This window comes from Agarivorans sp. 2_MG-2023 (assembly GCF_030548085.1).
GTDB lineage: Bacteria > Pseudomonadota > Gammaproteobacteria > Enterobacterales > Celerinatantimonadaceae > Agarivorans.
The window spans coordinates 437440-462678 of the sequence record NZ_JAUORQ010000001.1; the positions used below are offsets into that span (position 1 = coordinate 437440).

The 25239-nt window shown below is 42.6% G+C and carries 28 protein-coding genes and 1 riboswitch; of the genes, 20 read left to right on the forward strand and 8 right to left on the reverse strand.

Annotation, left to right across the window (positions count from 1 at the left end; all coding sequences use genetic code 11):
• On the reverse strand, positions 1-474 hold the full coding sequence (locus Q4549_RS01850; protein WP_303552849.1) for an SRPBCC family protein: 474 nt from the start codon (positions 472-474) through the stop codon (positions 1-3).
• A 324-nt stretch (positions 475-798) separates the two neighbouring features.
• On the opposite strand from Q4549_RS01850, the gene Q4549_RS01855 reads away from it, so the two are divergent.
• Positions 799-1989 carry a BamA/TamA family outer membrane protein gene (locus tag Q4549_RS01855; protein WP_303552848.1) on the forward strand — a complete coding sequence of 397 codons (1191 nt, stop codon included), beginning with the start codon at positions 799-801 and terminating at the stop codon, positions 1987-1989.
• Positions 1990-1992: 3 nt separating this feature from the next.
• Here Q4549_RS01855 and Q4549_RS01860 read toward each other — a convergent pair whose 3' ends face one another.
• The gene (locus Q4549_RS01860; protein WP_303508754.1) at positions 1993-2613 is read right to left on the reverse strand and encodes a LysE family translocator; all 621 of its coding nucleotides are present in this window, start codon (positions 2611-2613) and stop codon (positions 1993-1995) included.
• A gap of 289 nt (positions 2614-2902) precedes the next feature.
• On the opposite strand from Q4549_RS01860, the gene Q4549_RS01865 reads away from it, so the two are divergent.
• A complete protein-coding gene (locus Q4549_RS01865; protein ID WP_137672914.1) occupies positions 2903-3385 on the forward strand; it encodes a peptidylprolyl isomerase in 483 nt (160 codons plus the stop codon).
• Positions 3386-3395: 10 nt separating this feature from the next.
• Here the strand turns inward: Q4549_RS01865 and Q4549_RS01870 are convergent, their stop codons facing one another.
• On the reverse strand, positions 3396-4943 hold the full coding sequence (locus Q4549_RS01870; protein ID WP_303552847.1) for a phospholipase D family protein: 1548 nt from the start codon (positions 4941-4943) through the stop codon (positions 3396-3398).
• A 177-nt stretch (positions 4944-5120) separates the two neighbouring features.
• On the opposite strand from Q4549_RS01870, the gene Q4549_RS01875 reads away from it, so the two are divergent.
• Positions 5121-7256: a YgiQ family radical SAM protein gene (locus Q4549_RS01875; protein ID WP_303552846.1), complete on the forward strand. Its 2136-nt coding sequence runs from the start codon at positions 5121-5123 to the stop codon at positions 7254-7256.
• Between the two features lie 42 nt (positions 7257-7298).
• Here the strand turns inward: Q4549_RS01875 and Q4549_RS01880 are convergent, their stop codons facing one another.
• From Q4549_RS01880 to Q4549_RS01890, 3 genes are read right to left on the reverse strand one after another with little or no spacing between them, the layout of a single operon-like run.
• Complete coding sequence (locus Q4549_RS01880; protein ID WP_137672911.1) at positions 7299-7529, reverse strand: hypothetical protein; 231 nt, start codon at positions 7527-7529, stop codon at positions 7299-7301.
• Between the two features lie 9 nt (positions 7530-7538).
• Complete coding sequence (narL, locus tag Q4549_RS01885; RefSeq protein ID WP_137672910.1) at positions 7539-8174, reverse strand: two-component system response regulator NarL; 636 nt, start codon at positions 8172-8174, stop codon at positions 7539-7541.
• A 14-nt stretch (positions 8175-8188) separates the two neighbouring features.
• Positions 8189-9877, reverse strand: coding sequence for a histidine kinase (locus Q4549_RS01890; protein WP_303508768.1), 1689 nt, complete (start codon positions 9875-9877; stop codon positions 8189-8191).
• 100 nt (positions 9878-9977) lie between these two features.
• Positions 9978-10118: riboswitch (molybdenum cofactor riboswitch) on the forward strand.
• Between Q4549_RS01890 and moaA the strand changes: the two genes are divergently transcribed.
• The 15 genes from moaA to Q4549_RS01965 all read left to right on the forward strand — a co-directional run bounded on the left by moaA (position 10107) and on the right by Q4549_RS01965 (position 20560).
• The gene (gene moaA / locus Q4549_RS01895) at positions 10107-11081 is read left to right on the forward strand and encodes a GTP 3',8-cyclase MoaA (RefSeq protein WP_303552845.1); all 975 of its coding nucleotides are present in this window, start codon (positions 10107-10109) and stop codon (positions 11079-11081) included. It overlaps the preceding riboswitch by 12 nt.
• A gap of 170 nt (positions 11082-11251) precedes the next feature.
• Positions 11252-11740 carry a ferredoxin-type protein NapF gene (napF, locus tag Q4549_RS01900; protein WP_303552844.1) on the forward strand — a complete coding sequence of 163 codons (489 nt, stop codon included), beginning with the start codon at positions 11252-11254 and terminating at the stop codon, positions 11738-11740.
• On the forward strand, positions 11737-12003 hold the full coding sequence (locus Q4549_RS01905) for a chaperone NapD (protein ID WP_137672906.1): 267 nt from the start codon (positions 11737-11739) through the stop codon (positions 12001-12003). The genes napF and Q4549_RS01905 overlap by 4 nt, the downstream gene beginning before the upstream one ends.
• Complete coding sequence (napA, locus tag Q4549_RS01910) at positions 12000-14489, forward strand: nitrate reductase catalytic subunit NapA (RefSeq protein ID WP_303552843.1); 2490 nt, start codon at positions 12000-12002, stop codon at positions 14487-14489. The genes Q4549_RS01905 and napA overlap by 4 nt, the downstream gene beginning before the upstream one ends.
• 84 nt (positions 14490-14573) lie before the next feature.
• A complete protein-coding gene (locus Q4549_RS01915) occupies positions 14574-15023 on the forward strand; it encodes a nitrate reductase cytochrome c-type subunit (RefSeq protein ID WP_137673112.1) in 450 nt (149 codons plus the stop codon).
• Positions 15024-15050: 27 nt separating this feature from the next.
• Positions 15051-15623 carry a NapC/NirT family cytochrome c gene (locus tag Q4549_RS01920; RefSeq protein WP_137672904.1) on the forward strand — a complete coding sequence of 191 codons (573 nt, stop codon included), beginning with the start codon at positions 15051-15053 and terminating at the stop codon, positions 15621-15623.
• Positions 15624-15639: 16 nt separating this feature from the next.
• A complete protein-coding gene (locus Q4549_RS01925) occupies positions 15640-15771 on the forward strand; it encodes a TIGR02808 family protein (RefSeq protein WP_137672903.1) in 132 nt (43 codons plus the stop codon).
• 78 nt (positions 15772-15849) lie between these two features.
• Positions 15850-16437 carry a molybdenum cofactor guanylyltransferase gene (locus Q4549_RS01930; protein WP_303552842.1) on the forward strand — a complete coding sequence of 196 codons (588 nt, stop codon included), beginning with the start codon at positions 15850-15852 and terminating at the stop codon, positions 16435-16437.
• Positions 16434-16952 carry a molybdenum cofactor biosynthesis protein B gene (moaB, locus tag Q4549_RS01935; RefSeq protein WP_303552841.1) on the forward strand — a complete coding sequence of 173 codons (519 nt, stop codon included), beginning with the start codon at positions 16434-16436 and terminating at the stop codon, positions 16950-16952. Before Q4549_RS01930 ends, moaB begins: the two co-directional genes overlap by 4 nt.
• Positions 16952-17431, forward strand: a complete 480-nt coding sequence (gene moaC / locus Q4549_RS01940; RefSeq protein ID WP_303552840.1) for a cyclic pyranopterin monophosphate synthase MoaC — start codon at positions 16952-16954, stop codon at positions 17429-17431. Before moaB ends, moaC begins: the two co-directional genes overlap by 1 nt.
• Before the next feature lie 9 nt (positions 17432-17440).
• A complete protein-coding gene (gene moaD / locus Q4549_RS01945; protein WP_303552839.1) occupies positions 17441-17689 on the forward strand; it encodes a molybdopterin converting factor subunit 1 in 249 nt (82 codons plus the stop codon).
• Positions 17690-18130: a molybdopterin synthase catalytic subunit MoaE gene (moaE, locus tag Q4549_RS01950; protein WP_303552838.1), complete on the forward strand. Its 441-nt coding sequence runs from the start codon at positions 17690-17692 to the stop codon at positions 18128-18130. It begins immediately after the preceding gene.
• Positions 18131-18168: 38 nt separating this feature from the next.
• On the forward strand, positions 18169-18840 hold the full coding sequence (modA, locus tag Q4549_RS01955) for a molybdate ABC transporter substrate-binding protein (RefSeq protein ID WP_303552837.1): 672 nt from the start codon (positions 18169-18171) through the stop codon (positions 18838-18840).
• A 3-nt stretch (positions 18841-18843) separates the two neighbouring features.
• Positions 18844-19536: a molybdate ABC transporter permease subunit gene (gene modB / locus Q4549_RS01960; protein ID WP_303552836.1), complete on the forward strand. Its 693-nt coding sequence runs from the start codon at positions 18844-18846 to the stop codon at positions 19534-19536.
• Positions 19523-20560: an ATP-binding cassette domain-containing protein gene (locus Q4549_RS01965; protein ID WP_303552835.1), complete on the forward strand. Its 1038-nt coding sequence runs from the start codon at positions 19523-19525 to the stop codon at positions 20558-20560. The genes modB and Q4549_RS01965 overlap by 14 nt, the downstream gene beginning before the upstream one ends.
• 12 nt (positions 20561-20572) lie before the next feature.
• On the opposite strand, the gene moeA is transcribed toward Q4549_RS01965, so the two are convergent.
• Entirely contained in the window at positions 20573-21805 is a 1233-nt protein-coding gene (gene moeA / locus Q4549_RS01970) for a molybdopterin molybdotransferase MoeA (RefSeq protein ID WP_303552834.1), read from the reverse strand.
• Positions 21806-22164: 359 nt separating this feature from the next.
• Here moeA and Q4549_RS01975 point away from each other — a divergent pair, with 359 nt between their 5' ends.
• Positions 22165-22764: a GNAT family N-acetyltransferase gene (locus Q4549_RS01975; protein ID WP_137672893.1), complete on the forward strand. Its 600-nt coding sequence runs from the start codon at positions 22165-22167 to the stop codon at positions 22762-22764.
• Between the two features lie 25 nt (positions 22765-22789).
• On the forward strand, positions 22790-23047 hold the full coding sequence (locus Q4549_RS01980; protein WP_303552885.1) for an acylphosphatase: 258 nt from the start codon (positions 22790-22792) through the stop codon (positions 23045-23047).
• Positions 23048-23074: 27 nt separating this feature from the next.
• Here the strand turns inward: Q4549_RS01980 and metG are convergent, their stop codons facing one another.
• Entirely contained in the window at positions 23075-25132 is a 2058-nt protein-coding gene (gene metG / locus Q4549_RS01985) for a methionine--tRNA ligase (protein WP_303552833.1), read from the reverse strand.
• Positions 25133-25239 lie beyond the last annotated feature (107 nt).

Here is a 25239-nt window from a genome sequence, read left to right on the forward strand (position 1 = left end):
TTAACGGGCTTGTTGTTGCAGTTCTTCAAGCCAATGTTGATGATAGCTATTAATTTGCTTGGGAAGAAAAAACTTGGCGAGCCAGCTTATTCCATTACGTTGGGTTGTCTCAGTAATAATTGAACAGCCGTCTGCTTGGCAGTCTAATTTCCAAGCGTGATACATATCTATACCGCCAGATTTGCCTTTCCAAGCAATTTTTTTGTTAGGCACAAATTCGACTACTGTACATTCGAATTGAAGCTTTTTAGTTTTCCAAAGAAACACCGTACCTTTTTCTAACTCTAAGCCGTTACCGTTTAACAGCTGCACAGAGGTCGTTTTATTCTTCCAGGTTGGCCAACACGGCGCCTTTATTAAACATGCCCAAACTCGCTCTGCAGGGACTTTGCTGGGCACGGCATTTTTAACATGAATTTGCGCGTTTCGCGGGTGATAGTAGTCTGGCCAGTTAATCTTTGTTTCCTCGAACATTCGCTTCACCATAATGAGTAAACAAGCAATATCGACATAAAAGAGCTTACATTTATATATTGTAGCGCAGGGTGCAGCTAGCTCTTGTTTGGTTCGCATATATTGCGTTTTAACAATATTGCAGAGTTAGCCAACATTCTCCAACTAAGCAAATAAATACGTCTATCCAATAAGTTATATCGATACTACTTTGACGGATTTAGTCCTACAAACAGGAGTTAGTACTACGCCAAAGTAAGCTTAAAGTAGCGTAATTCCTTCCAAAGCTGAATTTATCAGTTTTAGAGTTAAACAAACAACTAAGTCATTAAACAAAGGTTATCAATGAAGACTACATGGGCGGCGATGGCGCTGTCGGCTTTGTCTATTAGCATTTATTCAACCGTTAGCACTGCGTCATATTTTGACGAAGTTGATGGACAGTTTGATTTGGGGCATCACCTTGCAGAGAATGCCTATGGCTTTTTGCCTATTCCTATTCTAATAACTGAACCTGCTGTTGGCGGCGGTGGTGGTGCTATGGGACTATTTCTTCATGAGACTGAAGAAGAAAAAATAGCCCGTAAGAAGCTGGCGATGTCATCACTAGATGGTGGTGCGCAGTTGATACCCTCGGCAATTACCTTAGTGGGAGCAGCAGGCACCGAGAATGGTACTTGGTTTGCTTTTGCCGGACATCGACATTCATGGATGAAGGATTCAATCCGCTATACCGGCGGAATGGGCTTGGGGAAAGCTAATCTGAATATTTATAAAGATTTGTCTTTAGGCGATTTTACTAAAAGCATGCAGATTGGTACTAAAACCGAAGGCGCTTTAGCTCTGCAAAAGCTTCAATTTCGTATTGCTGATACTCCTGTGATGTTGGGGGCTAAGCAAGTTGTAGGTGTAAGCAAGGTAACGATTGATACTGGTAATTCTAACGCGGATAAGCTGCTAAATGGTTTGTTAGGTCAGGTGTGGGGGGATGAGTCGATCACTTCTGGTCTAGGCTTTATTGCCGAATACGACACCAGAGACAATATTTTTTACCCAACTAGAGGGTATAAACTAAACGCTGATTACATGATTTACGATAAAAAATTGGGTAGCGATTGGGACTACCAAAATTTGAATGTGGATGGAGAGGTGTATCTTCCATTAGGTAGAAAATGGAACCTAGCTTTTGCCGGCAATTATCAGCTCTTCAGCTCTGATGAATTGTTTTTATCACCCACAGCACGACCCTATGTAGGCTTGCGAGGGGTATCCGCCTATCGTTATCAAGGCGACGAAATTCATACTATACAATCACAACTTACTTACTCGATTGATCACCGTTGGACGCTCTCGGCTTTTTATGGTGCTGGACAAGCTATACAGGAAAGTAAGTTAGCTACAAATGAAAGCGTACAGTCTGTGGGCGCAGGCTTTCGTTATCAAATCACCCGAAGATATGGCCTGCGCCTAGGGATGGATTTTGCCTACAGCGGCGAGGAAAGTGCTGTGTATTTCCAAGTAGGAAGTGGTTTTTAAGCACTAGGTGGATACTAACCAAATTCCCACTCCAATCATGAGCGTTCCGGAGATGCGGTTTAACAATCGTACGTTGCCGCTTTTGTTTAAGAATAACCGTAAGGTTTTTCCACCGGTTGCATACAGTGTCATACAAATAAACTCAGAAATTAGAATTATGCCCACCAATACGCTTAGTTGCAGGGGAAGGGCTTTGTCTGTTTGAATGAAAGGCGGTAACAACGAGATCATAAAAGCCCAGCCTTTAGGATTTGCTATTGCTGTTACCAGCCCCTGAGTGGCTAATTGCCAAGGGCTAACTTGTGCTTGCTGTTCAATTTTTTCAGGTATGGCCATCTTTCCGCGAGAGCGCCACATTTGGATTCCTAAGTAACCAAGGTAGCTGCCGCCAACCCATTTTAGCAAGGTAAACACATCCGGGTAACGCAGCATAATTGCAGCAACACCAAGTACTGCAAGCACCGCAACGATGCCTACTCCTATCATTTCACCTAGCATCATCCAAAAGGTGCGGCGCAGCCCAATGGTCATACCCAATGTCATGGCTAAGGTCATACACATTCCAGGGGTAATAGAGACAAAGAAAAAGGTGGGAATGAAAATGAGAAGAATGGAGAAGTCCATAAAGATAAATAACCGTCTTAGAAAAAATGCGATTTTACACCCTAAATAGGCTTACCGCATGATTTAAATCAGTGAGGCTTATTTCGTTAGAACATCTTTAATTAAAAGATAATTCGAGAAACATTTACCCGTAGCAGCACCCGTTTATTTATCCCATTATTGATTAGTTTTATCGAGAGAGTATCAAGGTTGCAGGACAATTTTTTGAAGCGTTGGCAATTTCCATAACGAAGCTTTAGAATTAGCCGTTTCGCGGCATAGCTGCAAATATTAACTAAAGGAATCTTTAATGATTATCGCAAAAGACGATGTTGCCATTTTCGAATACACAGTAACCGCGAACGGTGAACAACTAGATACGTCTGAAGGTAAAGAACCTTTAGCAATTATTGTTGGTCACGGCCAATTGGTACCTGGCTTAGAGCAAGCATTAATTGGTAAGCAAACTGGCGATAAGTTTGACGCTGATATTGCCGCTGCAGATGGCTATGGCGAGCGCAATGACAACCTTGTTCAAGCTGTTCCACAATCAATGTTTGGCGATGTTGAAGTAGAAGTGGGCATGCAGTTTCGTGCAACTACCGATGAAGGTGAGCAATCAGTTATCATCATTGGTATGGAAGAAGACGAAGTGATTGTTGATGGTAATCACCCTCTAGCGGGTATTGATTTAGCCTTTAGCATTGAAGTAACCGAAGTGCGTAAAGCCACTGAAGAAGAATTAGCTCACGGTCACGTTCATGCAGCTGGCGGTTGTGGTCACCAGCACTAATAACGCTTACTTATAGTTGGTCTTCTAAGGGTAGTAGGCCAACTATCCAAGCTTGAAACTTTCTCCAAGCACTTGCCTTAGGTTCCTTGTTGTAGCGTATCTCTTCTTGTTCTCTTCTTTTTTCTATCCATTCTAAATCTTGCTGTTGATCTAAAGCTAACAAATAACTCTTGTAGGGAAGTTCTTCATATACCGAACGATGAATTAATTCGGCTAAGTTAGGGCAGGTGAGTAGTAAGCCCATTTCTGTATTTAAGTTTATAGATCGCGGATCCCAATTGAACGAACCAATAAACAGTTTCTCTTCATCAATAATAAACATTTTGCTATGCAGGCTAGCCCGTGATGCGCCTTTTCCAAAAAATGCGAGGCGTTCTTTTTGTTTGGCGTCGGGTTTTACTTCATAAAGAAAGACGTTTCCTTCTACCAGACGTTTACGGTACTTTTTATAACCCGAATGAACCGCTGCAACATCAGTAGCGGCTAAAGAGTTGGTGATTACACTCACATCTATGCCTTTATTAGCGAGGGCTAATAAACCTTTGGTACCTTCTTCTCCTGGCACAAAGTACGGAGAGCTGAGCATAATGCTTTGTTCTGCCTTGCTTAAGGCTACTCCCAAGTTGCTCGAAACGTCTGAAGGGTATGCTGGGTCTTTACCCGGATGGTCAACCAGTAAGCGTCCATCACACCAATAAAGGTGATCTCTAAAATCTTGGTTAACCAGCAATTGTTGGTAACGCTGATGGGCAACGATGAAAGACTTGACGCTATTTTTAAATATCTGTTGTTCTAGGCGTCGATATTGACTTTGCTGATCTATATCGTGTGGATTTAGTGCCTCAATCGGGTAAGCTCTGAAACCGTTCCAGTATAAATCAAAGGCTTGGCTTACTTCTCTTACCACTGGGCCCAGTGCAATGGCATCTAAATCTGCGAACTCTAATTCCGCTTTAGCACTAAAATATTCATCACCGATGTTTCTGCCACCGACCACCGTAATTACACCGTCAATGGTGAGTGACTTATTGTGCATTCGGCTGTTTAAGCGATTAAAATCGCCGACCATATTGGTGCCACGAAAGGTACGGTCGTAAAAAGGATTAAAGATCCGGACTTCTATATTGTGATGCAGTGATAAAGCTTTAAGCACGTCATCGTAGTTAGAGGTATTAATGTCGTCGATAAGCAGTCTTACTCGCACCCCCCGATCAGCCGCCTTTAGTAAGTTCCCTAAGAAAATAGCACCGGTCATGTCTTCTTTAATCATGTAGTACTGAGCATCAATACTTTGCTCTGCTTGCTCGATTAGAGCGATACGAGCAGCAAAGGCGCTAATACCGTCTGCGAGTATCGCTATCCCGGTTTTACCCGGCTGATACTGAGTAATATGATCAATTTTTAACTGGTTAATAGAATCTTGTGGGAGCGTTAAGGTATAACTCGCTTGCTTATGTTGCTCAATCAATTCGTTGCTAGGGCGCTGCGCGCAGGCTAATAAGACTTGAGAGACAAATAGAATAACAACAATACGTTTAACCTGAATGAGCAAATCCATTTGACTAACTGTCTACCTAAGCAACTAAATATTATGAGAAATTTTAGACTAATTCCAATCACCTAGCTAGCTGTAACGTAGCTAAGACAGGCCAATTTGTTAACTCTGTGTTAATCCGTTTCCTACTCAGTCGGATAACGTATATAATGCCGCGCTTACTTTTTTGAGACTTTGTATATGCACACAGCTGAAACCCTGTTTAAACCTGAAACTTGCGTAAACCGACAGCGAGCCGCTGCGCCGTTTTTGCCAATGTCTCGTAAAGAGATGAAAGCCTTAGGTTGGGACAGTTGTGACATTATCTTAGTGACTGGCGATGCCTATGTGGATCACCCTAGTTTTGGTATGGCGGTTATTGGCCGAATGCTTGAAGCTAAAGGGTTTAGAGTGGGTATCATTGCGCAACCGGAGTGGACCAGTAAAGACGCGTTTATGACGCTTGGTAAGCCTAATTTATTTTTTGGCGTAACAGCTGGCAACATGGACTCGATGATCAACCGCTATACGGCTGATCGCAAATTGCGCCATGATGATGCATATACGCCAAATGATGAAGGCGGAAAGCGGCCTGATCGCGCTGTGATTGTGTATTCTCAGCGCTGTAAAGAAGCGTATAAAGATGTACCCGTTGTACTGGGTGGTATTGAAGCTAGCTTGCGCCGGATTGCCCACTATGATTACTGGTCAGACAAAGTTCGCCGTTCAGTACTGTTCGATGCAAAAGCAGAATTACTTATTTATGGAAACGCTGAACGTCCGCTAGTGGAAGTGGCTTATCGCTTAAGCCAAGGGGAGGACATTGCTGATCTTTATGATGTGCGTGGTACGGCCATTATTCGTAAAGAAGCGCTGCCTGGATGGAGCGGCTTAGATTCAAGTCACCTCGATAAACCAGGAAAAATCGATCCTATTCCTAGCCCTTATGCCGAAATTGAGGAAACTTGCTCAAGCAAGGAGGATGCTCCGGTAGAGTCAGATCCACAGCAAGCTAAACCAATTGTTGTGCAAATGGAGAAAAAGCGTCCTTGGGAAAACGTATATATTAATTTGCCTGCTTACGAACAGGTAAAAGTTAACCAAGTGCTTTACGCGCATGCTTCTCGTATTTTCCACCTTGAGACAAACCCTGGGTGTGCGCGAGCATTAGCTCAGCGCCACGGTGATCGTTACATATGGCTTAACCCACCAGCGTTACCATTAAGTACCGAAGATATGGATGGCGTGTTTGGTTTACCTTATCAGCGTATTCCGCATCCTAGTTACGGTAAAGCGAAAATCCCTGCTTACGACATGATTAAGTTCTCAATCAATATCATGCGTGGTTGTTACGGGGGCTGTACATTCTGTTCTATCACTGAGCACGAAGGGCGAATTATTCAAAGCCGTTCAGAAGATTCTATTATCAATGAGATCGAGCAGATCAGAGATCAAGTGCCTGGATTTACTGGTATTATTTCTGATTTAGGCGGGCCGACGGCGAATATGTATCGCTTAAATTGTAAAAGCCCGAAAGCTGAAGAAACCTGCCGCCGTTTATCCTGTGTTTACCCAACTATTTGTCATCACATGGATACCGACCATACGCCGACTATTGATTTGTACCGCAGAGCCCGCAAAGTTGAAGGCATCAAAAAGATCTTGATTGCTTCTGGTGTTCGTTACGATTTAGCTATTGAAGACCCGCGTTATATTAAAGAACTAGCGCTACACCACGTGGGCGGGTATTTAAAGATTGCCCCAGAACATACCGAAGAGGGTCCATTGTCTAAGATGATGAAGCCGGGTATGGGGACTTACCACAAGTTTAAAGAGCTATTCGACAAATACTCTAAGGAAGCGGGTAAGAAACAGTATCTGATTCCTTATTTCATCTCTGCGCATCCAGGGACCAAAGATGAAGATATGGTGACCTTGGCGCTGTGGCTTAAAAAGAATAAATTCCGCTTAGACCAAGTGCAAAACTTCTATCCATCGCCATTGGCTAGCGCAACAACTATGTATCACACCGAGCGTAATCCGTTACATAAGGTGAGCCATACTAGTGAAAAAGTGTCGGTAGCGAAGAAGGGGCGTCAGCGTCGCTTGCATAAAGCTTTGCTACGTTATCATGATGAGAAAAACTGGCCGTTAATTCGCGAAGGCTTAACGAATATGGGCTTAACGAAATTAATTGGTAATGGTTTGCACCATTTAGTTCCGGCCGACAGCCGACGAGGTGGCCGCGGTGCGGCGAACCGTGGTTATAAAGGTGCTAAAAACAGTAATTTTGCTGCAACAAGGTTTACCAACAAACAGTTTAAGCAAAAACGATAACGTAAAAAAAAGCGGCTTGTTAGCCGCTTTTTTATTGCTTGTTTATAACCAATGCCTTAGCAAATCTAACAACACGGTTAATACCAGTAAATAAACAGACCTACGTATTAGCAGGTACTCATTAGGGCTTAAATCGTTGACTGGTTTAAAGAAAATCCGCAAAGGATTAAACCAATCGTTATGTTGTCTAGCATGCCCCCACATCGCTTTGCTAACAAAGCTTAGCGCTAAAAGTATACATAGCGCTTCTGCAACCAACACCAGATTATTCATTGTTTAAGTTTAGGCCATATGCTCTAAGTACATGACCGTAAGTTCTACTCGAGACTTGGCATTTAATTTACGCAATAGGCTTTTAACGTGAACCTTCACAGTGCCTTCAGTTATTTTTAAACTAGAGGCAACTTCGCGATTACTAGCGCCTTTAGCGATTTCATTCAGCGTTTGTAATTCACGTTTGGTTACCGTGGCTAACTTCTCTGCAAACTCATCATTTTCATGTAGGCAGTTTAGATAAGGCAATAGCTCTTCGCTTAATACTTGTTTACCTGCCGCTGCTTGTTTGAGTTGCTCGTGTAATTGCTCTGGCTCCATATCTTTTAACAAGTAACCATCGGCGCCAGCGTTAATGAGCTTGATGACGTCTTGTTTAGAATCAGAAACTGTAAGAATAATGATGGTTGAAGAGACCTGTTTTTCTCGCAACAGTTTTAAGGTATCTAAACCCGATAAACCCTTCATATTAAGATCTAGTAATACAACATCGGGTTCTAATTCGGTGCAGAGTTCTACTGCTTGTGCGCCACTGCCTGCTTCTGCAACTACGTTAAAATCTGGCTCTATGCTTAAAAACTGCACGATACCTTTTCGCATTAGCGGGTGGTCGTCTACAACAATAATGTTGATTGGGTCGCTCATAGCTTAAAGAATCCTTAATTACTCTTTGTAGGGAAGGTTAGTTTTACCGATACGCCACCAGTTAAAGACTGCTCGAAACGTATTTCGCCATCTAAACGTTGCGCACGTTCTTGCATAATCTGTAAGCCGTAATGATCGTTAACCTGTTTTAATTTATTGCCTTGCAATCCATTGTCGGCAATTTCAACCGATATTTGCTCTGGGTCGCCAATACATGTTACCGAAATTTTATCACAGTCAGCATGTTTTAAAGCGTTTATGATCGCTTCTCTCACAATTTGAATAATGTGAATTTGCTTGTCGGCTTCCACCATATCGTTGGAAATGTCTGTATTTAACTCAATAGTTTGTTGGTGCTGAGCATTAAGCTCTTCTATTAATACTTGTAAAGAATCTACCAGCAAAGCGTTTTTAATGGTTAACCTAAAGGTAGATAGTAGCTCACGCAACTGTATATAGGCTGAGCTTAAAACACTTTGTATCTCGTTACTTATCTCTAAGCTTTTAGCACCGTCTGTAGGTGACTGCTTTAGTTGCCTTTGTAACAAGCTGTTTTGAATTTTAAGGTAAGAGAGGCTTTGAGCTAAAGAGTCATGTAGTTCGCGTGCAATGGTGGCGCGTTCTTCCATGAGTAACAGTTTTTGCTTTTGCAATAAGCTTTGTTCAAAGCGCAGTACTTTGGTTACGGTGCGGCAATAGCTGGTCACAATCGCCGCTCTATCTTCAGGAATAGCAGGGAGCAGCAAAGAGCCGTATTGTTCTTGGTTCAGTTCTAGCGGAATGGGGGTTGCAAATTCACTTATTTCGGGCTCAATGTCTATCGCAATATCCAGCTTCTCTATATACAGTTTTGCGCCTTTTATGCCGAGAGTGTCGCACAGTAACTCTAAGGATTGGGTGAGGTGTTGTTGATTCAAATTGTTGTTAAAGAGGGTTTGTTCAAGGTTGTATAAAAAATTGAGGTCGCGGTTGGCACGACGTAATTCCTTGGTTTTATCTTTTACTTGGTTCTCTAAGTTTTGATATGAGCGCTCTAAGTCTTGCGACATGGATACAATAGCTTTGGCTAAAGTTTCCATTTCAATGCTGGCGTAAGTGGTGGAAATAGATATTTTGAAATCGCCGTTTTGAACTTGTTTTGCGGCCTCAACCAAGCGGTAAATTGGCCGAGAGATATTACGTTGCATGTACCACAATGTATAAACTGCAATCATGGTGATGATGGCAAAAGCGATAAGTTGAAGCAGGGTTAACTGGAATACTTTTGCTTCAGACCCATATTGAGTATGTGCTACAAAATCGTCGATTAGGTCGACAAAACCCACAATTTGTTGGTCAAAACTAGCGATGTCTTTGTTTTGAACAAATGGCTTTAATTGCTCCCAACGGTGTTTTACTTTCTGATAGCGCTGATTAATGGTGTCGTCTTGCTGGGCTACTTTCATCAAGGCAGGGCTAGATAGGGATTTCTCAAATTGGTCGATTTTCCTAGGAAGTGCAGTGTCATAAACATTTAGCGCGTGCGCCATTCGGTAGCTTTGCATGCGTAAAGAACCAGCAACATTTATTGCTTCTGCATCATTTAAGCTATTCACTAAAGTAGTTAAGGAGCTAATAGCGACCAAGGCGAATAAAAACATCATTAAACTTAAAAGGCGAATAACAGCGGTGCCAATGGAGCGTTTGCTAAAAAAACGTTTCAAGCGGAAATCCTTGTATTTACGAAAGTTTTAATACAATCAAATTGCCATCAAATTGTAACTCTTTAAGAAAGCACTTAACAAATGTTGTTTTGTTGCATAACATTAAAAGCATCACCGAAGTCTAAAACGACCTACGTCACAATGATATGGCGTTTAGACCCTTAGCATTAGACTAAGCAGGGTAGAGTTCAGAAATGGCTTTGCCTCCCGCATTTGGAAAGGTTGATTTATGTTATCGGATTCATTTTCCCGAAAATTTTTCTATTTGCGTCTGTCACTGACCGACGTCTGTAATTTTAAGTGTAACTATTGCTTGCCCGATGGTTACCACTGCGACTCTCCTCATACCAACCTTAGTTTGTCTGAAATAGAGCAGTTAGCCACGTGTTTCTCTCGGTTAGGTACTAACAAAATCCGTCTTACTGGTGGCGAACCCAGTCTGCGTAAAGATCTTGTAGACGTAATGAACATTTGCTCGAACACCACAGGCATAAAACAGCTAGCTATGACCACCAACGGCTTTAAGTTAGCAACACATGCAAAACGTTGGAAAGAGGCAGGTTTAACTCACGTTAATGTGAGTGTAGATAGCCTAGACCCACGCCAGTTTGAGTTGATTACCGGCACCAAAACATTTGAAAAAGTGATGGCCGGAGTTGATGAAGCTTTGGCGCAAGATTTTACGGCAGTGAAGTTAAATGCAGTTCTGATCAAGCATATGGCTAAGCAAAATTTTCGTAAGTATCTTGATTGGATTAAAGACCGCCCAGTTGAAGTTCGTTTTATCGAGTTGATGCAAATGGGTGATCACCCTGAGTACTTCGATAAACATCATATTGCAGGTGATGGTTTTAAACAGATCCTGTTAAATGAAGGCTGGGAGCAACAAATAAGTGCACACAATGCAGGCCCCGCTCAGGTTTTTCATCATTCAGATTATGCCGGAAAAATAGGTTTAATCATGCCTTATTCAAAAGACTTTTGTGCAAGCTGCAATCGTTTACGTGTTTCTTCACAAGGTAAATTACATTTGTGCCTATTTGGAGAAGAGGGCGTAGACTTGCGAGATTTGTTGCAAGACCCTATTCAGCAAGCTCAACTTAGCCAACGAATTGAAACCGCTCTTCAGACTAAAAAAGTCAGCCATTTCCTTCACGACGGTAATACCGGCGCTACTCCTCACCTCGCTTCAATAGGCGGATAAGTTTTAGTGCGTGATGCAAATCACGCACTATACTTGATCTAAATCAATCATTTGGACAAACACCTCTTTCGAGGTATGTTTTTGAATGTTAATAGAAATTACGCTTAACCCTAAGAAACCTAGGGTGGTTTTACCAGTTTGGCTAAAGCCTGATTTCGTAAGGAAAATTGATGTCTGTAGACCTGTCTAAACGTCGTATGTTTAGTCCCAGCGATACGATTCGCAGTAAGCAACATCACTCATTACCTTGGCTAAAACAATCAATCGAAGATGGTTGTAGCCAGTGTGGTGAATGCATCAAAGCGTGCCCCGAGCAGATTATTGTTAAAGGCAGTGGTGGTTTTCCAGCGGTTGATTTCACTAAAGGTGAATGCACATTTTGTTACCAATGTGCTGCAGCTTGCCCAGAATCTTTGTTTCACCCTCAGCAGCAATCTGCTTGGTCTAATTCAGTTAACGTTAACGATTCTAAGTGTTTGGCTCAAAACGGCGTTTATTGCCGTAGTTGCAGTGATACTTGTGAACAACGAGCGATAACAATTAAACCTTTATTGGCAGGTAAAGCAGAGGTCAACGTAGACTCGGAGCATTGTAATAGTTGCGGTGCTTGTATCTCAGTATGTCCAAGCCAAGCTATTGAAATAAAGGAAGTTGGATGAACGAAGAGTACCATATTAGTAGCGCAGTGGTGATGTGTAATCCAGACCGTATCACTGAAGTTATTGACCAAATCAGCGGACTTTCTGGTTTAGAAGTTCACGGTTTTAACCCAGAAGGGAAAATTGTGATTTCTATTGAAAGTGAAATGCGAAACAACATCGTAAATACCCTAGAAGACATAGGAAAGTTGGAAGCAGTGCTAAGCAGCAATTTAGTATTCCACCAATTTGAACCAGCTAATGCTAATGAGGAAGTATCATGAAATGGACTCGCCGACAGTTTGTTAAAGCGAATGCAGTAAGTGCCGCAGCCACCGTTGCCGGTATTAGTTTACCTGCAAGTGCCACCAACCTAATTACTTCTTCAGAAGATACAAAGGTTACCTGGGATAAAGCCCCTTGTCGTTTTTGTGGTACGGGTTGTAGCGTATTAGTAGGCTCTCAAAATGGTAAAGTAGTGGCAACCCAAGGTGACCCTGAGTCACCGGTAAATAAGGGTTTAAACTGTATTAAGGGCTACTTCCTTTCTAAGATCATGTACGGTAAAGATCGGTTAACCACGCCATTGCTGCGTATGACCGACGGAAAATTTGATAAAAATGGCGAGTTTGCTCCTATCACTTGGGATCAGGCCTTCGACATTATGGCTGAAAAGTGGAAAAAGGCCTTGGCCGACAAAGGCCCTACTTCAGTAGGTATGTTTGGTTCAGGCCAATGGACCGTTTGGGAAGGTTACGCGGCTGCTAAGTTACATAAAGCCGGCTTTTTAACCAATAACCTCGATCCAAATGCGCGCCACTGTATGGCTTCTGCGGTAGGTGGCTTTATGCGTACCTTTGGCATAGATGAGCCAATGGGCTGTTATGACGATTTAGAAGCCGCTGATTCGTTTGTGCTTTGGGGCTCAAACATGGCGGAGATGCATCCAATTTTGTGGTCGCGCTTAACCGACCGTCGTTTGTCTGCACCGCACGTTAAAGTGCATGTGTTATCTACCTTTGAACACCGTAGCTTTGAATTAGCCGACAACGGAATGGTATTTACACCACAAACCGATTTGGCCATTCTTAACTACATTGCTCACTATATTATTGAAAATGATAAAGTGAACTGGGACTTTGTGAATAAGCATACCCACTTTAAACGTGGTGAAACCGATATTGGTTATGGCTTACGTCCAGAGCATCCTCTTCAAAAAGCTGCAGCACATCCAGACTCCGGCAAAATGACTGATATGAGCTTCGATGAATATCGCGAGTTTCTAAAAGATTATGACCTAGAAGCCGTGGCTAAATTGTCTGGCGTTCCTGCAGAAAAACTTGAAGCTTTAGCCAAAGATTACGCTGATCCTAATGTTAAAGTAACTTCGTTCTGGACCATGGGCTTTAACCAACATACGCGTGGTGTATGGGCGAATAACTCTTGTTACAACATTCACTTATTAACCGGTAAAATTTCAGAGCCAGGCAATAGCCCGTTCTCGTTAACTGGTCAACCGTCGGCGTGTGGTACTGCGCGTGAAGTGGGTACATTCTCACATCGCTTACCAGCAGATATGGTGGTTGCTAATCCTAAACACCGTAAGATTTCTGAAGATATTTGGCAGCTACCAGAAGGTGCAATTCCGCCAAAACCGGGTTACCACGCAGTACTTCAAAACCGTATGTTGAAAGACGGTAAGCTAAATGCCTACTGGGTAATGTGTAACAACAACATGCAGGCCGCGCCTAACATCAATGAAGAAGGCTTACCGGGTTACCGTAATCCAGAAAACTTTATTGTGGTGTCAGACCCATATCCAACCGTTACCGCGCAAGCAGCCGACTTGATTTTACCAACAGCAATGTGGGTAGAAAAAGAAGGCGCCTATGGTAACGCTGAGCGTCGTACACAGTTTTGGCATCAACAGGTTTCACCACCGGGTGAAGCAAAGTCAGATTTATGGCAAATGGTTGAGTTTTCTAAGCGCTTCGCTGTTGAAGAAGTTTGGCCAGCTGAGTTGATTGCTAAGAAACCAGAATATAAAGGTAAAACTTTATACGACATTCTTTATGCAAACGGTGAGGTTGACAAATTTCCGGTTGAGCAGGTTGATGCAAAACTAAATGATGAAGCTAAAGATTTTGGATTTTATCTGCAAAAAGGCTTATTTGAAGAATACGCCAAGTTTGGCCGCGACCATGGCCACGATTTAGCCCCATTTGATACTTACCACGAAGTGCGAGGTTTACGTTGGCCGGTTGTTAATGGTGAAGAAACCCGCTGGCGTTTCCGTGAAGGGTCAGATCCTTATGTTAAAGCAGGAGAGGGTGTTAACTTCTATGGTAAACCAGATGGCAAAGCCTTCATTATTGCTACGCCTTTTGAGCCTGCGGCAGAGTCTCCAGACGAAGAATACGACATGTGGTTAAGTACCGGTCGAGTACTAGAGCACTGGCACTCAGGTTCTATGACGCGTCGCGTACCAGAATTGTATCGCGCATTCCCCGATGCCGTATTGTTTATTCACCCAGAAGATGCCAAACAGCGCGGCTTCAAACGTGGTGATGAAGTGCTGATTCAATCTCGCCGTGGTGAAGTTAAATCGCGAATTGAAACTCGTGGCCGTAACCGTCCACCAAAAGGCTTAGTATTTATGCCTTGGTTCGACGCCAAGCAGCTAACCAACAAGCTCACCCTTGATGCAACGGATCCTTTATCAAAAGAGACCGACTTTAAGAAGTGTGCGGTTAAGTTAGTTAAGGTTTAAGTTAATGAAAAAGCACTGTAAGCCCCTCGCTTTCAGTGCTTCGCTAACAATATTTGCCAAGGTGGCGGAGAGAGTATTATGAAAATGCGAGTTTTATTATCAGGCTTTATAACCAGCCTTTTACTATGCGGAGCGGTTGTCGCTAACGATTACATTAGTAATGGTGGTGTAGATTCATTGCGCGGCGATACTGAGCTAAACACTCAAACTCAGGCTGCAGGTTTAAAATCTGTAGTAGAGCAAGATAAACCATATGATAGCGATTATGTGTTTCAACCACCGTTGATACCACACCAAATTCGCCATTATGAGATGAGTTTAAATGCGAATAAATGTTTGTCATGTCATAGCTGGAAAAACGCTCGCGAAAGTGGAGCAACTAAAATCAGCGTGACACACTATGAAGCGCGAGACGGCCAAGTACTGGCAGATGTGTCTCCACGTCGTTACTTCTGTTTACAATGCCACGTGCCTCAAAACGAAGCGGCTCCGTTGATTGAAAATGATTATGAACGTGTTGAATCGTTACGCTAAACACTAGGTTTAACCAGAGGCTAAATTATGAAGTTACTAAAAGCATTTTGGCGGAAACTAAGCACTCCCAGCAAGGCCGCTGTGGGTGTAGTGTTAGCGCTAGGCTTTACCGGTGGTATTTTATTCTGGGGTGCGTTTAACACCGGAATGGAAGCCACCAATACCGAGGCATTTTGTTCCGGATGTCATGCGCCAATTGTGGCTGAAATCCAGGAGACGATTCACTATTCAAACCGTTCCGGGGTGCGAGCGATTTGTTCAGATTGTCACGTACCGCATAATTGGACTGACAAAATAGTACGTAAAGTTCAAGCCAGTAAAGAGCTTATTGCTTTTGCGATGGGTACCATTAGTACTCAAGAAAAATTTGAAGCGCGTCGTAAACACTTAGCTGAGCGAGAGTGGCATCGTATGAGCCAAAATGACTCTCAAGAGTGTAGAAATTGTCATGAATTTGATTTCATGGATTTCTCAGAACAGCGTCCACGCAGTGTCGCTCAACACTCTGATGCATTGGCAAGTGGCGAAAAAACTTGTGTTGATTGTCACAAGGGAATCGCTCACCGCTTACCGGATATGAGCGGCGTTGAAGGCTGGTAATAATTAAGGAAGACACATGAGTACTTTAGAATCAGTTTTTTGGCATGTGTTAGGTTATGCTGCCATGCCTACCATTTTTGTTATGGGCTTTGTTGGAGTTGCGGTTGTTTCGCTAGCGATTCTATCCAAATGGGATAAAGACCAATAACTTAGTCTGTATTAAGACTTTTCATCACAACACTTAGTAGGCATTATTAGGCCTACTAAGTCGTTTCTATACGAGATAATGCAAAGTAAATCACCAGAAGCTATCCAAGGTGTAATATTGGCCGGCGGCCAGTCTCGCAGAATGGGTACTGATAAGGCGCTACTTGATTGGCAAGGTAAAACATTGCTAGCAGCTAAAGTTGCTCAGTTAAGTGCAGTATTGCAAAGCAGTGTATTTGTGAGTGGCAGTTATAGCGGATTTGAATGCATTGCAGATGAAGCGAAATCGCTCGGGCCGTTAGCAGGCATAAAAAGCACCGTAAAAACGCTGGAGTGTGAGGCATGTGTGTTCATTCCTGTGGATATGCCTTTGTTAAGCGATGGCGTTATTGAACATTTGCTCTCTTTGTATGAGACAAATAAACAAAGCTACTATTGCCGCTCAAGCGTATTCCCTTTAGTTCTTGAAGTAAATCAAGCTACGATTCAATGCATTGATGAGGTACTTGCTAGGCCTGAGGCAAAGCAACGCTCGATTAAAGCCCTTTTAACACTTATTAATGCCCAAGCCGTTCAATTTTCTGAGGCGTTTACTAACACTTTGGTGAACACTAACACGCCTGAGCAATGGCAAATGATTAAACATATTAGCGGAGAACAACCATGAGCCACTTGGCTAATGATACTCAAACCTTTTTAAATATTGCAGTGCTAACGGTATCCGATACTCGCAATGAAGAAACCGATACCTCGGGCCGTTATTTAGCTGAAGCATTAACCGATGCTGGACATAAGCTCGCTGATAAAAAGATAGTCATCGATGATATTTATCAAATACGAGCAGTGTTAAGTAACTGGATTGCTGATCCAAACATTGACTGCGTTATTTCTACTGGCGGCACTGGTTTTACTACTCGTGACAATACACCCGAAGCCGTTCATGTACTATTTGATAAAGACATTGAAGGTTTTGGTGAGTTGTTTCGTCATATCTCTTACACCGAGATCGGTACCTCAACGGTGCAGAGTCGCGCATTAGGTGGTTTCGCAAATAAAACCGTTATTTTCTGCGTGCCTGGCTCTACCAATGCTTGTAAAACTGCTTGGCAAAAAATACTGCTAGAGCAACTAAATAGTACTCATAAGCCGTGTAACTTTGTTCCACACATAGGTCAAAAGTAATGAGCGAATTTACCCATATTAATGCTTCTGGCGAAGCCATTATGGTAGATGTTTCCGATAAAGCTGAAACTAACCGAATTGCTAAAGCTCAGGCACGAGTTAATATTAATCAGCAAACAGTCGCTAGCTTAGTTAATGGTGAGCAACACAAAGGTGACGTATTTGCTTGTGCACGTATTGCTGGGATACAAGCCGCTAAAAAAACTTCAGAGCTGATACCTTTATGCCACCCTTTAATGCTAAGCAAAGTGACTATAGAGTTGCACCTAGATGAAAGCGCGGGTGTGATCACGGTGATAAGTACCGCCAAGCTGAAAGGGCAAACAGGTGTTGAGATGGAAGCGTTAACAGCGGCCAGCGTTGCAGCCTTAACGATTTACGACATGTGTAAAGCGATTCAAAAAGACATTGTTATTACCGATCTCAAGCTACTAGAAAAACACGGTGGTAAGTCTGGCTCTTTTAGTACTGAGGCATAAGGTGAAAATATGCAGGTAAAAGTGTTATTTTTTGCTCGATTAAAAGAGCAGTTAGGCTACTCTAACCTTAGTCTTGAGTTAGCAGAGGGCAGTAATACTACTCAATTGAAAGCCGAGCTAGTAAGTAAAGGCGAACAATGGACGATTTTAGGAGATTCCTCGGTATTGATGGCGGTTAATCAACAGCACATTAGCGATGTTAAAAGCTTAGCCAATGGTGATGAAGTGGCATTTTTCCCACCGGTTACGGGCGGTTAAATGATACGGGTTCAAACTGACGACTTTAATGTGGGTGATGAGTACCAAGCGCTACGTAATCGCGCTAGCGCTGGGGCAATTGTATTTTTTGTTGGCTTAGTTCGAGACATGAATTTAGGCGAACAAGTTAAAGGTTTACATTTAGAGCATTATCCGGGAATGACGGAGTCTCAGTTAGAAGCCATTGTTGAGCAAGCCAAGCAACGTTGGCCTATTCAAGATGCTAGTGTGATTCATCGTGTTGGTGATTTAGATGTGAGTGACCAAATTGTGTTTGTTGGGGTTAACAGTGCTCACCGAGAAGCATCGTTTGAAGCTTGCCATTTCATTATGGATTATCTTAAAACTCAAGCCACCTTTTGGAAAAAAGAGCGCACGAATAATAACGACACATGGTTAGATGCTCGAGAATCTGATTTAGAAGCAAAAAGTAAATGGTAAAACTGCTAGTTTCTTTTTTTCTATTATTGAGCTGCACTGTGAAAGCTCAACCGGTAACGATAGCGGTTGCTGCTAATTTTAAGACCACTGCAGAAGCGTTAGCGAAAGATTATCAGCTCACTAATACTCAGTTTACGTATCGTATTTCTAGTGCATCAACAGGTATTTTATACAATCAAATTAAACACGGTGCTCCTTTTGATTTATTCTTTTCTGCCGACGATCTTCGACCACAACAGTTGGTTAATGAGCAGCACGCAATAAAACAGAAACCCTATGCTGTGGGACAGTTAGTTTTTTGGGCGCCACAGTTTACTGATCAAAATGGTGAGTTCGTTAAAGGTGAAGCCCTTTGGAACAAATGGTCGGAACCGTTTGCTTACGCCAACCCTGAATTAGCACCTTACGGTGCCGCGGCTCAGCAATTGGTTAGTGAGAAAAACGCTTCACAAAAAATTATACTGGCTAACAATGTATCTCAAGTGTATCAATTTATTGTTACTGGTAATGTTAAAGCTGGTTTTGTTGCTCGTTCAATTAAGACCGATTTAGATGGGTCTTTCTGGGTAGTGCCTAAAAATAGGCATCCAGCGGTAACCCAAAATATGGCCTTACTAACAAACAAATCGCAAGCTGTTGATTTTTACCATTACTTGTCTAGTTCAGCCGCACACTCTATCATCAAAGAAAATGGATATTTGTTACCTTAATCAATGACCGACGTTGAAATACAAGCCATTGTTTTATCGATAAAGCTCGCTTCTTTGAGCTGCTTTATCTTGTTGCTAGTTGGCACTCCGCTAGCATGGTGGCTGGCTCGAAGCGAACGCAAGATTAAACATGTAATAGAAGCCATTGTGGCATTACCTATTGTTCTACCACCTACCGTATTGGGTTTTTATTTGCTGATTAGCTTTGCGCCGAACAGTATTATGGGCCAGTGGTGGCTAACGCTTACTGGTAGTCAGTTAGCTTTTAGTTTCTCTGGGTTGGTATTTGCCTCTTGCTTATATTCTTTGCCTTTTGTCGTTCAACCCATTCAAAGTGCTTTTAAACAAATTGAACCAGGTGTGCTCGACGCGGCCAAGGTTTTACGAATGCCCAGGTGGAAACAACTATTAGCCGTTGAGCTACCTTTAGCCAAAAATGGCTTTATCGTTGCGATGGTCTTGGGTTTTGCACATACCTTGGGTGAGTTTGGTGTGGTACTTATGATTGGTGGCAATATTCCTGGTGAAACACAAGTAATCGCGATTGCCTTGTTTGACCACGTAGAAAGCCTCAATTTTGCCGCTGCGCATCGCTTAGCTTTAGTATTGTTAGGTTTTTCATTTGTGGCTTTGTTATTAACTTATACGTTCTCTGCTTCAAAGAAGCGAGTAGGGAGCATAGGTGTTAAGTTTTAATCTTGAGTACTTACGTGATAACTTTTCACTAAAAATAGAACCGACTCAGCTACCTTTATTATGTGGAGTGTTTGGTCCATCAGGGGTAGGGAAAACAACCTTGCTTCGAGTGTTGGCCGGTCTTGAGCCTCCTCGCTGTGGAGATATCATTTTCGCGTCACAACCTTGGTTTAATCGAAACACTAATCTCAGTTCACATCAACGTCCCTTAGCATTTGTCACTCAGGGCAGCCATCTTTTCCCTCACCTCAGTGTTAAACAAAACATCCAGTTATCAAGCCGCATCAACGGTGCTGATTTAGGTTATTTGCTTAAGTTGTTTGAATTGGAGCCTTTATTAGATAAAAAGGCCGATCAGCTTTCTGGAGGGCAAGCTCAAAGAGTGGCGCTAGTTAGAGCTCTAGCAACAAAGCCTAAACTATTGCTGCTAGACGAACCACTGTCGGCGATAGATAGAGGCAGCGCGACGAAACTACTAAAAGGCTTAAAAGCTTGGCTGATAAAACACAACATAGCTAGCTTGATGGTGTCTCACAATCCTGAGGATTTAATCTTTTTTAGTGATAAAGTCTTGCTTGTCGAACCCAATAAACCCTGTGAATTGGGAGACAGTTTACAACTTATCAACCGTTTCAATGATCAACATAAGCAAACCTTGGTGCTAAAAGTTGCTCTTGCTGAACGAAAGGCCGATCTTGGCTGGCGTTGGTTCAAATTTGGCGAGCAATATCTATTAGCAGAAAGCGCTAATGATTTATCAGAAGATACCCACCTGGTGGGTTTTAAGCCGAGCAATATTGTTATCGCTAAGTCTTTTGTAGAAAACTGCAGTGCGCAAAACCAATGGTTAGCAAAAGTATTGGCAATAACGCTCACCGAACTGAGTTGCTTAATTGAAGTTGAATTGGAAGGCTTAACCTTCTCAGTACCCATATCCCCAAGCGCTCAACAAGCCTTATGTTTGCAAGTGAATCAATCTGTTTACTTGTTACATAAGGCTGTTAAGTTACATAACCAATTTTAGTTGCGACGAGACTTATAGAATAGGCTCGGCAAACATTTCTATATTGACTATTTCGCCTGCGTTTACTCTACCTCTATCTTGCTCTAGTACCACAAAACAGTTGGCTTGGGTGAGGCTGGTAAAGATGGCACTGCCTTGGGCGCCAGTTGACGTTACTTGCAGCTCGCCTTTATCATTTATGCTAGCAAAGCCTCGCTGGTAATCGGTGCGCCCTGGTGACTTTCTAAAATCTTGTAATGAAATAGCCTGTAGGCTTAAAGGCTCTCGGTACTGCCAATCAGTCGCTTTGGCAATAACTAACATCGCCAGCTTATAAAAAGTTACGTAAGCCGACACCGGGTTGCCGGGTAAGCCAATAAAGTAAGAATCTGACAAGTTACCAAAAGCAAATGGTTTACCGGGCTTTATCGCTAGCTTCCAAAAGCCAATGTCGCCGATCTCATCCAGCACTAACTTGGTGTAATCTGCTTCACCAACCGACACGCCGCCACTACAGATAACAATGTCTGCTTGCTGGTCTGCACTAATAAACGCTTCCGCGACTAATTGTTTGTCATCTGCAATTACTCCAAAATCGATGATATCAACAGGTAACTTTTCGAGAAGGGCACGAATAGCGAATCGGTTGCTATCGTATATTTGACCGTGTTGAAGTGGATTACCTGGCTGAACGAGCTCGTCACCACTCGATAGCAAAGCTACTTTCAGTTTACTTTGTACTTTAACTTTATCAATGCCGAGTGTGGCTAACAGCCCAATATGGCTGCTGTTTAGGCGAGTTTGGGCGGTGATAACCACTTGTCCCTGTTTTACATCTTCACCCATCAGTCGAACATTTTTGCCTTTGTTAATGGCTTGTTCGAATATGATTGAATTGCCTTCTACCCGTGTATTTTCTTGCATTTCAACTGCATCACAACCCGGTGGGAGAGGAGCGCCAGTCATAATTCGCACGCAATGATCAGCTTCTAAAGCGAGATTTCGAGTATCACCCGCAAACACTTTATGACTTAAAGGAAGCGTTTTATTGCTTGGCAGTTGATCTGCTGCGATGGCGTAACCATCCATAGCACTATTGTCGAACGGAGGGATGTTTAAAGGTGATGTGATATCAACAGCTAACACTCGTCCTAAAGCATTTTCTAGTGTTACATTCTCGACTGTCGTTTTTAGTGAAACAGCGTCTACAAGCTTTGTTTTAGCTTGCTCTATCGGCATAAGCCCCGGTTGACTGCAGCAATCCATCGAGTTTCCTAATTGGTTTCGGCTCGCCTAATAATCGAGCGAAGCACTGTGTAAATTTTCCCAAATTATCGCATTTCTAAGGTGTTTATTCAGTGATTAACGTAAATAATTATCACAGAGCCATTAACCATAGATTGGAACATTCACCGATGAGTTTTGTCAGCACAATCTCAGTTTCTAGGACTTGATTTGGAAAACTATCGTTCTTGCTGGTTTTTATACTGGCAAGAGGCCGAATGGCTTAGCGAATAAGAGACTTATTTTAAGTAAAGGCACTTTTAACTTTAGCTTATCATGTGTAACATGTTATTCACAACTGGTCACCTGTCGCAGTTTAGACGTTTATCAAGGGAGTTGATATGTCATCGGAAACGGCAACCAATATGGTCGTGCGTGCAATTTCTAGTATAGAGTTATATCAGTTCTGTGAGCTGCTTATGGAAGCAGCAAGCTGGTTTGAATCTCGCGGCGAACCACTTTGGAAGTTTCATCAAATTACCCCTCATTCTTTGCTAGCTAATCACCGCTTAGACGAAATGTATATGGGCTACATAGCTGGCAAACCGGTTGCAGCAATGATTCTAAATAATCGCAGTGGCGCTATAGATGTAGCACCTGAGGTGAGACGAGAAAGTTTATTCATGCATAAACTCACCGTGAATAGGGACTACGCTGGGAAAGGTTTAGCAAAATTGATGGTGGACTGGGCGCGTTGCTACGCGCTTAAGCAAGGTTTTACCTTACTCAGTTTAATTTGTAATTGTCGCGATGAGCGTCTGCGGTGGACCTTAAGCCAGTTTGGCTTTGAAGAAGTCGAGCTGCTGAATGCTCAATATCAGTTACAACGTTATTTTTGTTTAGATTTAGATCACTGTAATGTACCACTAGAGAGTGTTCCTGTTGACGCGCTAGGGTTTGATTTTGCCATTATGAGTGAAGCAAAACCATTGATGGGTTGATATAGAGCTTAAACGCGTAACAGCACTGGCCGAGGGTAAAGTGCAAGGTGTTGGATATCGATACCATGTAATGCTTAAGGCGAATGAATTAAAAGTATGTGGCTATGCAAAAAATTTGTCTAATGGTGATGTTGAAGTGGTAGCGGAAGGCAGTGAGGTAGCCTTATTGCAGTTATTGGAGCATTTGCCAATAGCGTCGCCTTATTCAAAGGTTGAACGTGTTGTTAGCCAAGAGATAATAGTAATAGACAAACCCAGTTATAACGATTTTTCTAGCTATTAAAAAAGGCGCCAATTGGCGCCTTTAAATTTACATTACTCGCATACCTGGCTGGGCGCCATCATCGGGGCTTAACACCCAAATATCTTTTCCGCCAGGTCCAGCGGCTAACACCATACCTTGAGATTCACCAAAACGCATTTTTCTTGGCGCTAGGTTTGCCACCATAACGGTTAACTTGCCTTCCAGCTCTTCTGGCGCATAAGCAGACTTAATACCTGCAAATACTTGGCGAGTTTCAGTGCCAATATCTAGCTCTAAACGCAGTAGCTTTTCTGCTTTTTCTACGTGCTCGGCTTTAACGATACGAGCTATTCGCAAATCAATTTTTGCAAACTCATCGAAGCTGATTGTGTCGGCAATAGGTTCAATCGTTGATTCACTAGTCGTGTTTTTAGCTTTTTTCTGTTCCTGATTCTTGGCTGGTACAGCAGCAACCAAATTATCTTTAGAGGCATCAACCATGGCTTCTACTTTAGCCATATCAATGCGTTGCATTAAGGCTTTGAAGCTTTGAATTTCATGGCCTACAAGGGTATTACCGATATCAGCCCATTTAAGTTCTACATTTAAGAACTGTTCAACCTTTGCGGTTAATTCTGGTAGTACTGGTTTTAAGTAAGTGATCAGTACCCGGAATAAATGAATCCCCATTGAACATACTTGGTGAGCACGTTCTAGTGTGTCTTCATTTTTTGCAAGCTGCCAAGGTGCTTCTTCTGCAATATATTGGTTGGCTTTGTCGGCTAAGGCCATAATCTCGCGCATAGCTTTACCAAACTCACGTCCTTCGTATAAGGCTGCGATGTTTTGTTCAGCGGCTACAAACTCATCAAGTAAAGCTTGGTTGCTAACATGAGTAGATAAGGTAGCGTTAAAGCGCTTGCTAATAAAGCCGGCGGTGCGGCTGGCAATGTTAATAACCTTGCCTACTAAATCTGAGTTAACTCGCTGTGCGAAGTCTTCTAGATTTAAATCTAAGTCATCGATACGATTATTAAGCTTAGCGGCGTAGTAGTAACGCAGATATTCTGGGTTTAAATGATCTAAATAGGTTCGCGCTTTAATAAAGGTACCGCGAGATTTAGACATTTTTGCGCCATTAACGGTGACATAACCGTGGGCATAAACGCTAGTAGGTTTGCGGTAACCAGCACCTTCTAACATGGCGGGCCAAAATAAGCTGTGGAAGTAAATAATATCTTTGCCGATGAAGTGGTACACCTCGGCGTCTGAATCCTTGTTCCAATAGTTATCAAAATCCAAATCGTCACGTTTATCACATAGGTTTTTAAAGCTGCCCATGTAACCGATAGGTGCATCTAACCAAACGTAAAAGTATTTGTCTTCAGTACCCGGGATCTTGAACCCAAAGTAGGGCGCATCACGGCTAATATCCCACTGCTGTAAACCTTGTTCAAACCACTCATTAAGTTTGTTAGACATCTCTTCTTGGAGTGAGCCAGAGACGGTCCAATCTTTTAGCATGTTTTGAAATTCTGGTAAGTCAAAGAAGTAATGCTCTGAATCTTTAAGAATAGGCTCGGCACCAGAAATAACTGATTTAGGCGATACTAAGTCTGTTGGGCTATAAGTAGCACCACAATTATCACAGTTGTCGCCGTTTTGATCTTCGCTACCACATTTAGGACAAGTGCCTTTTACAAAACGGTCAGGCAAAAACATGTTTTTCTCAGGATCGAATAACTGAGAAATGGTACGTGTTTTAATATGTCCAGCTTGGTTCAACTTGTTGTAAATATCTTCCGATAGCGTCTGGTTTTCTGGGCTATGGGTTGAGTGGTAGTTATCAAATTCTATATGGAATTCTTTAAAGTCAGCGGTGTGTTCAAGCTGAACTTGATTGATCATTTCTTCCGGGGTGATCCCCATTTGCTGAGCTTTTAGCATGATAGGCGTACCGTGTGCATCGTCGGCACAAACATAGGTACAAGTATTGCCGCGAAGTTTTTGGAAACGAACCCAAATATCGGTTTGAATATATTCCAGTAAATGGCCTAAGTGAATAGGACCATTAGCATAAGGTAAGGCACTGGTTACCAGGATTTTGCGTTGTTCGTTTGTCATGTGATCTACTGTAAGCTCAGTCAATTAACAGGTGATTCAAGGCTGCCAATATTACCCTAAGCGACAGTTGATGCCTAGTAGCGTAGCGCTTATGGAACAACTATTAC